This window comes from Methylobacterium sp. E-025, from assembly GCF_022829705.1.
Taxonomy (GTDB): Bacteria; Pseudomonadota; Alphaproteobacteria; order Rhizobiales; family Beijerinckiaceae; genus Methylobacterium.
Genome location: NZ_JAKSYR010000091.1, coordinates 79,499 through 92,597 on the forward strand (window position 1 = coordinate 79,499; position 13,099 = coordinate 92,597).

The window sequence follows — 13,099 nt, forward strand, 5'->3', positions numbered from 1 at the left end:
GTTCAGGCGCCGGATCGCTTCGCGTTCGCGAGCTGAGCCGGCGTGTTCTGCGCGCCCATCGCCTGCGCCATGTCGGCGGCCGACTGGCCGGCGGCGTCGCGGCGGTCCGGGTCGGCGCCGTGGGCGAGCAGCAGGTCGACGATCTCGGTGCGGTCGAACATCGCCGCGGTCATCAGCGCGGTGCGGCTGCCGTCGCCGGTGCCGTCCACCGCCGCACCGTGGGCGAGGAGCAGCGTCGCGATCGCGACGTCGCCCTTGAAGGCGGCGCCGGCGAGCGGGGTCTGGCCGCGGTCGTTGGGAAGTTCCGGGTCGCCGCCGGCCTCCAGGATGACGCGGGCGGTCTCGGCCTGGCCGTTGTAGGCCGCCAGCATCAGCAGGCTGTCGCCCTTGTCGTTGCGGATGTTGGCCGGAAGCCCCTGCCCGAACAACTCCGCCAGCTCGGCGGCATGCCCCATCCGCGCATACTGGAACAGACGACCGGCGAAGGCGACGGTCTCGTCGTCAAGGGCGGGCGGGGACGCGTCAGCGGACATGCAGCGATCTTCGAGCCAGGGGAGCGACACCGCCGATCTGGCGCCGACCCCCCGTCCTGTCCAGCCCACCATCGCTCACTCTGCCGCAACCACGGGGAGGTGCGTGCGCGCTACCGTCATCGATTCTTCCTCGCCATCCTGCGGGACGCCCCACAACCCGGCGGCGGTGGGGCCTTCTCTCGCGGGCGGGGCGCGCAGCCAGTCGATGATCTCGTGCGACCACACCCGGCGCCCCATCCGCGTATACCAGCGCATGGCGTGGCGGAGACGCCGGTCTCGATGCAACAGCACGCGCGCGAGCGCTTTCGGTCGCGCCTGAACGATCACCTCGATGAGCTTGAACCAGAGCAGCACCCGCCAGGGTGGGATGTGACGGGTCGCGAGCACCTGATGCTTGTAATCCCAGTGCCGGCGGTCTGTCCTGATCACCCGGCGATTCGCCGCAAGCTTGAAATACGGCGTCCAGCGATGCGGCGTCACGTACAGCATCTGGATCTGATCGGGATCATAGACGAGGAGTTGGCGCAGGCCGCGCCAGTAGTCGATGTCGCGTTCCTCCTCGAAGCCGACGACCCAGGTCGCCATCGAGAGGATGCCGTTCTGCCGCAGCAGCCGAATCGCTTCCCGGTCGACCGCCTTCGTGGCACCTTTGCGGATCAGTGCCAGCGTCTGCGCGTCGGTGCTTTCGAGACCGAGCAGGAAGCGTTCCCAGCCGGCCTGCTTGTAGAGTGGCAGGATGTCCGCATCGCGGACGATGTCGTCGGCCCGCGTCGATCCGACGAGGATGAGATCGACGTTCTCGGCGATCAGAGCTTCGAGAAACGTGCGCCAAGCCTTCTTCGAAACGGTCGGGTTCTCGTCGGCGAAATTGATCACCCGCACGCCGTGCTCGCGATGGAGGCGCGCGAGTTCGGCCGCGAAACGAACGGGGTCGCGATGCCGCCAGCGCGTCCAGAAGCCACGCTGGCCGCAGTAAGTGCACAAATGCGGGCAGCCTCGGGAGAACTGCACGACGACCGCACGCAACCCGCCCCAATAGCTGTAACGCGCGTGGTCGATCAGTTCCCAACCGACGCGGTAGGCATCGAGATCGCGGATCACCGGTGCCGGCGCGGTCGCATGGATGCCGTCCGCGGCGCGGAAGGCGATGCCGTCGACCTCCGCGAGCGGTCTTGCGGATCCGACCGCCGCCATGAGTTGGCGTGCCGTCTCCTCGCCCTCGCCGCGCACGATGGCGGTGACGTGCGGCTCGTCCGCCAGCACCTCGCGCCAATGGTAGGTCGGGAACACGCCGCCATAGACGATGACGGTTCCCGGCAGGGCCTCGGCGACGCCGCGCGAAACCTCGGCGATGACGGGATGGCCGGACGTCGATCCGGAATGCCCGAACAGGACGGCGTCCGGCGCCTCGCCGACGATCCTGGCGACGAGGTCGGGCAAGGGCATCGGGCCGAATTCCGCATCGATCAGGCGAACGTCGTGGCCGTCGTCCAGCAACGGGCCACCGATCGCCAGCAATCCGAGCGGCGGCAGGTGATCGTCCGGAATCCGGCTGCCGATCGCGGGGTGCGGCACGTTCACCAAGAGAATCTTCAACGCGTTCTCCTGGGGGCTTCGATTTCGCGGGACGGTCAAGCGGGCTTAGGCCGCGGCCGAGACCTTCGGTGCGCTCAAGCCGCCGAAGCGGCGGTCGCGGCGGGTGAATTCGGCCATCGCGGCCGCGAGGTCGGCCTCGCCGAAATCGGGCCACATCCGCTCGGTGAAGTGGAGCTCGGCATAGGCCGCCTCCCACAGCATGAAGTCGGAGAGGCGCTGCTCGCCGCCGGTGCGGATCAGCAGGTCGACGTCCACCGGCGAGCCGTGCATCGCGCCGGCGATCTCCGCTCCGAACGCCTCGCGCGAGGCGGGCTGGCCGGCGAGCCGCGCGGCGGCGGCGAGGATCGCGTCGCGGGCGGAATAGTCGACGGCGATGCGCAGGTGCAGCTTGCGCCCGGCGGCGGTCGCGGCCTCGGCCCGCTCGATCGCCTCGGGGAGCCCGGTCGGCAGCCGGTCGCGGCGGCCGACGACGCTGAGGCGGGTGCCGGTGCGGGCGAGCCGCGCCGTCTCGTTGCGCAGGTAGACGCGCAGCAGCCGCATCAGGCCGCCGACCTCGTCGGCCGGGCGCTGCCAGTTGTCGCTGGAGAAGGCGTAGAGGGTCAGCGTGCCGATCCCGTGCTCGGGGCAGGCCTCGGCGGTGCGCCGGATCGCCTCGACCCCGGTGCGGTGCCCGGCGGCGCGCGGCAGCCCGCGCCGGGTCGCCCAGCGCCCGTTGCCGTCCATGATGATCGCGGCGTGAAGGCCCGGCCTGGTGTCGGTGGGGCTTTGCATCGTGGAAGGCTCCGGTCGGGGGCGGCGCGGATGGCGGGCGGTCGGCCGTCAGGCCGGGGTGGTGTTAAGGTGGCCGGATTCCGGCAGGCGGGCGGCCTTGGCGGCGTCGCGCACCACCTGTTCCAGGACGCCGAGGTACTCGAGGAAACGGGCCCGCCCCGCCGGCGTCAGCCGGCACAGGGTCTGCGGACGGTTATGGGCGTGGCCTTTCTCCAGGCTGACGAGATCGGCCTCCTGCAGCACCGCGAGATGGCGGCTGAGGTTGCCGTCGGTGAGCCCGCACAGGCGCTTCAGGTCGGGGAACGCCAGGCCCTTCGGATGGCCGACGAGCGAGGTCAGCACGCTGAGCCGCGCCTTCTCGTGGATCACCCGATCGAGACCGTCGTAGGAGAAGCGGCCGTCGGCCCGATCAGAGATCGCCATCGCCGCCTCCGGTGCCGGACATCACGACGGCGAGCCAGCCCTGCCCGATGGCGAAGGGCAGGCCCATCAGCCAGGGCGAGAGCGCCCGGGTCTCGCCCGCGATCGCCAACGCGGTCAGGCCGGCGAGAAGGTAGAACGCGCCCGCGCCCTGCACCGCCCGCGGCAGGATCCGCGCCGAGGCGAACAGGCCGAGGCCGACCAGCACCTGCCACAGGCCCGGCAGCATCCAGACCTGATCGGGGGCGAAGCGCGCGATCACCAGAGCGAGGCAGGCGCCCGCCCCGGCGGCGGGCATGAACCCCTCGATCGCATTCCACACCATCGCGTCCGCCAGGCCCGAATGCAGCTGGCGCGAGCGCCGAACCGTCTCGATGCCGATGAGGCCGCCCGCTGCGCAGGCCGTCGCGATCCACAGGCCGAAGAACAGAAGCGGCCGCGCGTCCGGATCGCCGAGCCAGAGCGCCTGCCCGCACGCGGTCGCCAGGGCGAGCGCCCCGGTGGCGGCCAGGGCCGCCGAGCCGAGGCCGCGGAACGCGGTGTCCCGCGCGATCTGCGAGCGGATGGCGACGATGTCGGCCAGCGCCTTGTCGAGGTCGTGCATGGGCTCTCCGGCGTCGAATCGTGCTTTGCATTGCAAAGTAACCCGAGGCCGCATACGCGGCAAGCGAATTATTACAACCGTTGGTTTCATTTGTGGCGAAGTCGCTGGCATTCGTGGATCAGGGGGCGGCGCGACCTCGTCGTCGGTGACCGCCGTGACGGGCTGCGCGCCGCGAATGCGGCCCGCCCGCCGACGGGGCCCGTCGCGAGGGCCCGGGCATTCCGCCCAGATGTCTTCGCGCGTCTCGCGAATGCGCGAGGCAAGTGTTTTGTAGGGCGCGATTTCGTAAAACCGTGCCATCATCGCCGCGATCACCAGCGGGAGAGCATGATGGCATCCGAGAACAAGCGCGGAAATCGCGAGACGAAGAAACCGAAGAAGGTGGTTTCGAAGACGATTGCTGCGGCGCCCTCGACGAAGGACATGGTCAGCGCCGCGATCAAGACCGCCGGCAAGAAGACCAAGTAGCGCAACAGTTGCTTCGGCCCGGCGCCCGATCGCCCGGGCGATCGGCGCGCCGGGCCGCGGGAAAAGCGCCGGCGTTGTCATCCCGCTAACCGACGGCATGCCACCATTTGGCATGCTCGATCGCATCTGGACGACGGCCAAGGCGGTATTCGGGGTGGGCCTACTCGTGGTCTGCGCGCTGCTGGCTGCGCAGAAGCTCGATCGCGAGCGGGCGGAGCAGTCGGCCCAGGCCATGTTCCGCGCCGGCGGCCCCGAGGCCACCGGCTCGATCACGCCGTCGGCGCCGGCCTCGCAGACGCAGACGCCTTCGGAATAGCGCTCTTTGGGGGCGCGCTACTCGGCGGCCTGCCGGGCGGCGTAGCCGAGCCGGCCGTTCAGCTCCTCGATCAGCTTGACCGCGGCCTCCGCGATCACCGTGCCCGGCGGGAAGATCGCCGAGGCGCCGGCGGCGTAGAGCGCATCGTAGTCGCCGGGCGGGATCACGCCGCCGATCACGATCATCACGTCGCCGCGGCCCTGCTCGCTCAGCGCAGCCTTCAGCTCGGGCACCAGCGTCAGGTGGCCGGCCGCCAGCGACGACACGCCGACGATGTGGACGTCGTTCTCCACCGCCTGCCGCGCGGCCTCCGCCGGCGTCGCGAAGAGCGGCCCGATGTCGACGTCGAAGCCGAGGTCGGCGAAGGCCGAGGCGATGACCTTCTGGCCGCGGTCGTGCCCGTCCTGGCCCATCTTGGCGACGAGGATGCGCGGGCGGCGCCCGTCGTTCTCCTCGAAGGCCTCGACCAGCCCCCGCACCTGCTCGACCGCTGGCGACATGCCACCCACCTCCCGCTTGTACACGCCCGAGATCGACCGGATCTCGGCCCGGTGCCGGCCCCAGGCCTGTTCCAGCGCATCCGAGATCTCGCCCACCGTCGCCTTGGCGCGCGCCGCCTCGACGGCGAGCTCGAGCAGGTTGCCCTCCCCTTCCGCCGCCGCGGTCAGCGCGGCGAGCCGCGCATCGACGTCGGCCTGGTCGCGCTCGGAGCGCAGACGCTTGAGCTTGTCGATCTGCAGCGTGCGCACGTTGCCGTTGTCGACGCGCATCAGCTCGATCTTCATCTCGTCGTCGGGCTTGAACTTGTTGATGCCGACGATGGTCTGGCGGCCGGAATCGATCCGGGCCTGGGCCCGCGCCGCCGCCTCCTCGATCCGGAGCTTGGGGATGCCGGCCTCGATCGCCTTGGCCATGCCGCCGAGCTCCTCGACCTCGCGCAGGTGCTCCCAGGCGCGGGCGACGATGTCGGCGGTGAGCTTCTCGACGTAGTACGAGCCGCCCCACGGGTCGACGATGCGGGTGGTGCCGCTCTCCTGCTGCAGGAACAGCTGGGTGTTGCGGGCGATGCGCGCCGAGAAGTCGGTCGGTAGGGCCAGCGCCTCGTCCAGCGCGTTGGTGTGGAGCGACTGGGTGCCCCCTTGCGTCGCCGCCATCGCCTCGATGCAGGTGCGGGTGACGTTGTTGAACACGTCCTGCGCGGTCAGCGACCAGCCCGAGGTCTGCGAGTGGGTGCGCAGCGGCAGCGACTTCTCGCTCTTCGGCTCGAACTCCTTCACGAGCTTGGCCCAGATCAGGCGCGCGGCCCGCATCTTGGCGATCTCCATGAAGTAGTTCGTCGAGATCGCCCAGAAGAACGACAGCCGCGGGGCGAACTTGTCGATCGTCAGCCCGGCCGCCAGCCCCGCCTTGATGTACTCCACGCCGTCGGCCAGCGTGTAGGCGAGCTCGAGGTCGTTCGTCGCGCCCGCTTCCTGCATGTGGTAGCCGGAGATCGAGATCGAGTTGAACTTCGGCATCTTCTGCGAGGTGTAGGCGAAGATGTCCGAGATGATCCGCATCGAGCCCTTGGGCGGGTAGATGTAGGTGTTGCGGACCATGAACTCCTTGAGGATGTCGTTCTGGATCGTGCCGGCGAGCTTCTCCGGCGGCACGCCCTGCTCCTCGGCGGCGACGATGTAGAGCGCGAGGATCGGCAGCACCGCGCCGTTCATCGTCATCGACACGGTCATCTCGTCGAGCGGGATGCCGGAGAACAGCGTCCGCATGTCGTAGATCGAATCGATCGCCACGCCGGCCATGCCGACGTCGCCCGAGACGCGCGGGTGGTCGGAATCGTAGCCGCGGTGGGTCGCGAGGTCGAAGGCGACCGAGAGGCCCTTCTGCCCGGCGGCGAGGTTGCGCCGGTAGAACGCGTTCGAATCCTCGGCCGTGGAGAAGCCGGCATACTGGCGGATCGTCCAGGGCTGGGTGACGTACATCGTCGGGTACGGCCCGCGCAGGTACGGCGCGACGCCCGGATAGGTGTCGACGAATTCCAGCCCGGCCCGGTCGTCCGGCCCGTAATGGGTCTTCACCGGAATGCCCTCGGGCGTCATCCACGGCTCCCCCGACGGCGGCGGCGGCACGGCGACGGCGTCCGCGCCCCAGGCGATCTCGGCGAAGTTCGGGATGCGGGAGGTCATGGGCGGGCTCTTCGAAGGGGGCCGGACTTTTCGCCATTATAGGCGAGACCCGATCAGACGCGACAGCCCTCTTCGACAAGGCGACACGGCGACAGGATATTCCGGTCGCACCCCTCCCCCGCAGAGGGGGAGGGAAGATGAAGTGTTGGCTCTCAGGCGATCACGCCGCCGTCGCCTCCTGCCCGCCCGCGCGCTCCTTCGCGAGCTTGGTCACCGCTACCTGATCGACTTTGCCGGTGCCGAGCATCGGGATCGCGTCGACCACTACCACCTCGGCCGGGATCGCGAGGTCGGGCGCGCCCCGGCCCTTGGCGAAGGTCTGGTAGGCGGCGCGCGTCGCGTCCTTGCGCTGGGTGAACAGCACCAGCCGCTCGCCCTTGCGCGCGTCCGGCACCGCGGCCACCGCGCTCGGGCTGTCCGGCCACAGGTCGGCGGCGGTCGCCTCGATGCCGGCGAGCGAGATCATCTCGCCGGCGATCTTGGCGAAGCGCTTGGCGCGGCCCTTGATCGCGACGAAGCCCTGCGCGTCGATGGCGACGATGTCGCCGGTGTCGTGCCACCCATCCACGGGAGCCTCCAGCACGCCGGGGTTCTCGGCGCGCAGGTAGCCGAGCATGATGTTGGGGCCGCGCACCACGAGGCGGCCGCCCTCCTCGATGCCGGGGACCGGGTCGAGGCGGTGCTCCATGCCCGGCACCAGGCGCCCGACGGTGCCGAAGCGGTTGAACATCGGCGTGTTGACCGCGACCACCGGTCCGCACTCGGTGACGCCGTAGCCCTCGAGGATGCGCAGGCCGAACTTCTCCGCGTAGGTCCGGCGGGTGGAATCCTTCACCGGCTCGGCGCCGGCCACGACGTAGCGCAAGCTGCGCAGGTCGTAGGCGTGCGCCACCTTGGCGTAGCCGGTCAGGAAGGTGTCGGTGCCGAACAGGACCGTGGCGTTCGAGCCGTAGACCAGCTCCGGCACGATCCGGTAGTGCAGCGGCGACGGGTAGAGGTAGACCGGCACGCCCGAGACCAGCGGCAGCACCAGCGCCGAGGTCAGCCCGAAGGCGTGGAAGATCGGCAGCACGTTGAACACCTTGTCGGATGGCCCGAAATCGATCCGGGCCGCGACCTGGGCGACGTTCGAGAGCATGCCGCGGTTGGCGACCATCACGCCCTTCGGCGTCCCCTCCGAGCCGGAGGTGAACAGGATCGCGGCCGCATCCTCTCCGGTCCGCGCCACGAGGGGCCTGCGCGCCGCCAGCAGCCCGCGGATCTTGTCGCCCGTCGTGATCGTGGCGCGCACGTCCTCCAGGTAGATCAGCTCGACCTTGTCCTTGATCGCCTCGACGAGGGGCCCGAGGCGGCCCTTCTCGATGAAGGCGCGCGAGGTGAGGATCTTCGTCACCTGCGCCGCCGTGCACGCGGAGAGGATGTTGGCCGCGCCGGCCGAGAAGTTGATCATCGCCGGCACCCGGCCGGCGGAGGCCAGCGCGAAGAACGTCACCGCGGCGCCGTTGGCGTTGGGCAGCATCAGCCCGATCGCCCGCCCCTCCCCCGCCAACGGCATCAGCTTGCGGCCGAGGATGTTGGCGCCCATCACGAGGCGCGAATAAGTGAGCTTGCCCGAGACCGGATCCTCCAGCGCCGTGCGGCGCCAGCCGAAGCGCTCGGCGGCCGCGATCAGCGCCGTCATCACGCTCCGGTCGATGTCGGTGGTGTCGAACACCAGCTCGGACATGATGCCGTAGAGCGCCGCGCCCGCCGCCTGCCGGCGCGCCTTGCCCTTCAGCTCCGGGTCGACCCCGAGCTTGACCGGCGGCATCACCGTGACGACCACCTTCGGCCACCAGCGCCGCTTCACCTGATCGCGGGACAGCCGCGAGAACACGGTCTTCTCGAGCCCCTCGATCCGCACCGGCAGGACCATCGCGCCGGACTTGTCGGCGATCAGGCCGGCGCCGTCGTAGACCTTCATCAGGCTGCCGGTGACGGTGAGGCGGCCTTCGGGGAAGATGATCAGGGTCTCGCCGCCCTTCACCGCGTTGATCAGCGAGCGGGTGGCGAGCGGCCGGGTCGGATCGAGCGGCATCGCCTTGGTGACCCGCAGGAACGGCTTCACCCACCAGCGCTGCGCGATGCCGTGGTCGACGGCGAAGACCGGCTCCTGGTCGAGCAGCGACAGGGCGAGCGGCGCGTCGAGGAACGAGACGTGGTTCAGGGCGACGATGCAGTTCGCGCCGGCCTTCTCCACGTTGTCGAGCCCGCGCACCTCGAGCCGGTAGAACGCCCGGAACAGGATCGACAGGAAGTCGCGGAACGGGCTCGTCTCCAGGGTGACGAGGACCACGACCGCGACGACGAGGTTGAGCGCCGCCACGAGCGCCAGCAGCGTCGCGCTCGAGAAGCCGGCGCCCTGGAGCGCGGCGAGCGCCAAGGTGCCGCCGACCATGAAGGCCGCGGTCATCACGTTGACGGCGCCGATGATGCGGGCGCGCTTGTCCTTGTCGGTCCAGGCCTGCACCGCGGCAAACGACGGCACGATGTAGAGGCCGCCGGCCATGGCCAGCCCGAGGAAGTCGATCGCCACCCGCAGGCCGGAGCCCGTGCGCAGGAAGTCGGCGGCGCCGATCATCGCGCCGGGCTCGGGTGCATGGTGGGCGACCGTCCAGGCGAGGTCGAGGCCGAACAGGGCCATCAGCAGCGCGCCGACGGGGGTGGGCAGCAGCACGATCCGCCCGCTGCACAGCCACGAGGCTAGGCCCGAGCCCAGCGCGATGCCGACCGAGAACACCGCGAGCAGCAACGTGACCACCGTCTCCGAGCCGTTGAAGTCGTGCCGCACCAGCAGCGGCAGCAAGGACAGCACCACCACGCCGACGAGCCAGAACCAGCTGACGATGATCGAGCCGCGCCACAGGCGGCGGTCGCTCCACAGGTCGCGCAGCAGGGCCACGGTGGAGCGTGCGACGTTGCGGTCGACCTGCAGGTCGGGCGCGCCCTCGCCGGTGCGCGGGATCGCCCGCGCCGCGAGCCAGCACAGCACGGCGAAGGCCATGATCAGGCCGCCGAAGACGAGGTGCGAGCCGCCCATGGCGCTGGCGAAGCCGGCGGCGATCGTGCCGAGCAGGATCGCGAGGAAGGTCGCGGCCTCGACCAGCGCGTTGCCGGCAGGCAGCTCCTCGCGGCGCAGGTGGTCGGGCAGGATGCCGTACTTGATCGGCCCGAACAGGGCCGCGATCGTCCCGAACAGCCCGAGCGCGACGAACAGGATCGGCACCGAGGCGAGGAAGAACCCGAGCACCGCGGTGCCGGCGGCGAAGATCTCGGCGAACTTCAGCCGCTTGGCGATCACCGCCTTGTCGTAGCGGTCGGCAAGCTCGCCCCCGAGGCCCGACAGGATGAAGAACGGCCCGATGAACACGGCGCTCGCCAGCGTCACCAGGATGCCGGAGTCGGAATCGCCGCCTTGCGAGACTTTGAACAGGATCAGGAAGGCGAGCGCGTTCTTCAGGAAGTTGTCGTTGAAGGCCGAGAAGAACTGGCACCAGAACAGCGGCGCGAAACGCCGGGCGGTCATCAGCGAACGGAACATGGCGGTCTCCCCGGCTGGGCCATGACTGGCTCAACCCGTGCGGTCGCGTCAAATCCCGGGCCCGGTGCGATCCACGCTGGACGACGGAATTTGAACAACGTGCAAACTAAGCGATCGCGGGCGGTGCGCAAGCTTGTTCTTGCACGCCGTGCAATCTATCGCTGCATCCCGTGCGCGACCGCACGGGACACCGCGGATGCATAGCGTGAAGACCGTTAAGAAGCGCGCCGCCGGCCCGCGCGGCGACGTCGACCGGGCCGGCTTCCTCGCGCTGGTCTGCGAGGCCGCCGAGGGCATCGTCCGGAACCAGGGCGTGCGCGCCCTCGGGATGCGGCCGCTCGCCGCCGCGATCGGCTACGCGCCGAACTCGATCTACAATGCGGTCGGCGATCTCGACGCGGTGCTGCTGCGGATGAACGCCCGCACCTTCGCCCGGCTGCGGGACGCGCTCGCGGCGGCCCTCGACCCGGCGGAGTCGCCGCGGGCGAACGCGGCGGCCCTGGCCTCCGCCTACCTCGCCTTCGTCGCCGCGGATCCGGCGATCTGGAGCCTCGTCTCCGACCAGGCGCCCGCGCGCGGCGCCGCGGTGCCGGACTGGTACTGGGAGGCGTTGGCCTCCGCGACCGGCCTCGTCGACGGAACGCTGCAGCCGCTGCTGCCCGACGCCGCCGAGCGCGCCCAGGCGGTGGCCGCCCTGTGGGCGTCGCTGCACGGGCTCGCCTCGCTCTCGACCTCGGGCAAGCTCAGGGCGCTGACCGACGCCGCCCCCGCGGACCTCGCGCGGATGCTCGTCGCCCGCTTCCTGGCGGCGGAACCGGCGGGCTGATTGACCGCTCCCGCGAAACCGGGTTGTTGGGCGGAAAGTCCCTGAGAGATCGAGCGAACCATGGTCCTGAAACGCGTGCCGACGACGCCGTTCTCCGATCAGAAGCCCGGCACGTCCGGCTTGCGCAAGAAGGTCGCCCACTTCCGCCAGCCGCACTACGTCGAGACCTTCGTCCAGGCGATCGTCCAGTCCGTCGCCGGCCGCGAGGGCGCGACCCTGGTGCTCGGCGGCGACGGGCGCTTCTTCAACCGCGCGGTGGTCCAGACCGCGCTGAAGATCGCCGCCGCCAACGGCTTCGGCCGCGTCCTCGTCGGCCGGGGCGGCCTGCTCTCGACGCCGGCCGCGTCCTGCGTGATCCGCAAAGCCGGCGCGATCGGCGGCATCATCCTCTCGGCGAGCCACAATCCCGGCGGGCCGGACGGCGATTTCGGCATCAAGTTCAACACCGCCAACGGCGGCCCGGCGCCCGAGAGCGTCACCGAGGCGATCTATTCCGCGACGAAGACGCTGACGGAATATCGCATCGCCGACGTGCCCGACCTCGACCTCGACCAGGTCGGGGCGACGCGGATTGGCGACATGGTCGTGGAGGTGATCGATCCGGTCGCCGACTACGCCGCGCTGATGGCCGAGCTGATCGATTTCGACGCGATCCGCCGCCTGTTCTCCTCCGGCTTCCGCATGCGCTTCGATGCGATGAGCGCGGTGACCGGCCCCTACGCCCACGCGATCCTCGAAGGCATGCTCGGCGCCGAGCCCGGCACGGTGGTGAACGGCGAGCCGAAGGAGGATTTCGGCGGCCACCACCCCGATCCGAACCCGGTCCACGCCCACGACCTCTACCAGCTGATGCTCGGCCCCGACGCGCCGGATTTCGGCGCGGCCTCGGACGGCGACGGCGACCGCAACATGATCGTCGCGCCGGGCCTGTTCGTGACCCCGAGCGACAGCCTCGCGATCCTGGCGGCGCACGCCAGCGTCGCGCCCGGCTACGCATCCGGGCTCGCCGGCATCGCCCGCTCGATGCCGACGAGCCGCGCGGCCGACCGCGTCGCGGCCCGCCTCGGGATCGGTGCCTACGAGACGCCGACCGGGTGGAAGTTCTTCGGCACGCTGCTCGATGCCGGCTTGATCACGCTCTGCGGCGAGGAGAGCGCCGGCACCGGCTCGAACCACGTCCGCGAGAAGGACGGGCTGTGGGCGGTGCTGCTCTGGCTCAACATCCTGGCCGCGACGGGCAAGCGCGCCGACGCGATCGTGCGCGAGCACTGGGCGGAGTACGGGCGCGACTACTACACCCGGCACGATTACGAGGAGATCGCCTCGGACGCCGCCAACCGGCTGATGGACGGGTTGCGGGACAAGCTCGCGGAGCTGCCCGGCCGGCGGATCGGCGACGTCACGGTCTCGGCGGCGGACGATTTCCGCTACGTCGACCCGGTCGACGGCTCGGTGAGCGAGCGCCAGGGCATTCGCGTCATCTTCGCGGAGGATGCCCGCATCGTCTACCGCCTGTCCGGCACCGGCACGGCGGGCGCGACGCTGCGCGTCTACATCGAGCGCTACGAGGCGGCGCCGGACCGGCTCGAGCGGCCGGTCGCCGCGGTGCTGGCTCCGCTGGTCGCCGTCGCCCGCGAGCTGGCGGAGATCGAGGCGCTGACCGGACGGGCCGAGCCGAGCGTGGTGACGTGAGCCGGAACCGATTCCGGTAGACTACCGGTTGCGGAGGTGCCGGGCGGCGCTTGGCATATTGTGTGCCTCCCATGTCGGCACGAGCCCGCGCGGCGGAACGCAAGGAGGTC

11 protein-coding genes are annotated in these 13,099 nt (G+C 70.4%); 3 read left to right on the forward strand and 8 right to left on the reverse strand.

The window, feature by feature from the left end; genetic code table 11:
* Nucleotides 1–2: 2 nt before the first annotated feature.
* The 6 genes from MKK64_RS11640 to MKK64_RS11665 all read right to left on the reverse strand — a co-directional run bounded on the left by MKK64_RS11640 (nt 3) and on the right by MKK64_RS11665 (nt 4,397).
* On the reverse strand, nt 3–533 hold the full coding sequence (locus MKK64_RS11640) for an ankyrin repeat domain-containing protein (protein WP_243934925.1): 531 nt from the start codon (nt 531–533) through the stop codon (nt 3–5).
* Between the two features lie 75 nt (nt 534–608).
* The gene (bchE, locus tag MKK64_RS11645) at nt 609–2,129 is read right to left on the reverse strand and encodes a magnesium-protoporphyrin IX monomethyl ester anaerobic oxidative cyclase (protein ID WP_243934927.1); all 1,521 of its coding nucleotides are present in this window, start codon (nt 2,127–2,129) and stop codon (nt 609–611) included.
* Nucleotides 2,130–2,174: 45 nt separating this feature from the next.
* The gene (locus tag MKK64_RS11650) at nt 2,175–2,900 is read right to left on the reverse strand and encodes a di-trans,poly-cis-decaprenylcistransferase (RefSeq protein WP_243934936.1); all 726 of its coding nucleotides are present in this window, start codon (nt 2,898–2,900) and stop codon (nt 2,175–2,177) included.
* Between the two features lie 48 nt (nt 2,901–2,948).
* Nucleotides 2,949–3,323 carry a transcriptional regulator gene (locus tag MKK64_RS11655; RefSeq protein WP_147727150.1) on the reverse strand — a complete coding sequence of 125 codons (375 nt, stop codon included), beginning with the start codon at nt 3,321–3,323 and terminating at the stop codon, nt 2,949–2,951.
* A complete protein-coding gene (locus MKK64_RS11660; RefSeq protein ID WP_243934938.1) occupies nt 3,310–3,924 on the reverse strand; it encodes a hypothetical protein in 615 nt (204 codons plus the stop codon). Before MKK64_RS11660 ends, MKK64_RS11655 begins: the two co-directional genes overlap by 14 nt.
* A gap of 311 nt (nt 3,925–4,235) precedes the next feature.
* Nucleotides 4,236–4,397 (reverse strand): hypothetical protein, encoded by a 162-nt coding sequence (locus tag MKK64_RS11665; RefSeq protein WP_187274878.1) that lies wholly within the window; start codon nt 4,395–4,397, stop codon nt 4,236–4,238.
* A 107-nt stretch (nt 4,398–4,504) separates the two neighbouring features.
* Here MKK64_RS11665 and MKK64_RS11670 point away from each other — a divergent pair, with 107 nt between their 5' ends.
* Nucleotides 4,505–4,708 (forward strand): hypothetical protein, encoded by a 204-nt coding sequence (locus MKK64_RS11670; RefSeq protein ID WP_147727153.1) that lies wholly within the window; start codon nt 4,505–4,507, stop codon nt 4,706–4,708.
* A 17-nt stretch (nt 4,709–4,725) separates the two neighbouring features.
* On the opposite strand, the gene scpA is transcribed toward MKK64_RS11670, so the two are convergent.
* Nucleotides 4,726–6,891, reverse strand: coding sequence for a methylmalonyl-CoA mutase (gene scpA / locus MKK64_RS11675; protein WP_243934943.1), 2,166 nt, complete (start codon nt 6,889–6,891; stop codon nt 4,726–4,728).
* 160 nt (nt 6,892–7,051) lie between these two features.
* Nucleotides 7,052–10,471, reverse strand: coding sequence for an acyl-[ACP]--phospholipid O-acyltransferase (locus MKK64_RS11680; protein WP_243934945.1), 3,420 nt, complete (start codon nt 10,469–10,471; stop codon nt 7,052–7,054).
* Between the two features lie 205 nt (nt 10,472–10,676).
* On the opposite strand from MKK64_RS11680, the gene MKK64_RS11685 reads away from it, so the two are divergent.
* Nucleotides 10,677–11,297, forward strand: a complete 621-nt coding sequence (locus MKK64_RS11685) for a WHG domain-containing protein (RefSeq protein WP_243934947.1) — start codon at nt 10,677–10,679, stop codon at nt 11,295–11,297.
* Between the two features lie 60 nt (nt 11,298–11,357).
* Nucleotides 11,358–12,989 (forward strand): alpha-D-glucose phosphate-specific phosphoglucomutase, encoded by a 1,632-nt coding sequence (locus tag MKK64_RS11690; protein ID WP_243934949.1) that lies wholly within the window; start codon nt 11,358–11,360, stop codon nt 12,987–12,989.
* Nucleotides 12,990–13,099: the final 110 nt, after the last annotated feature.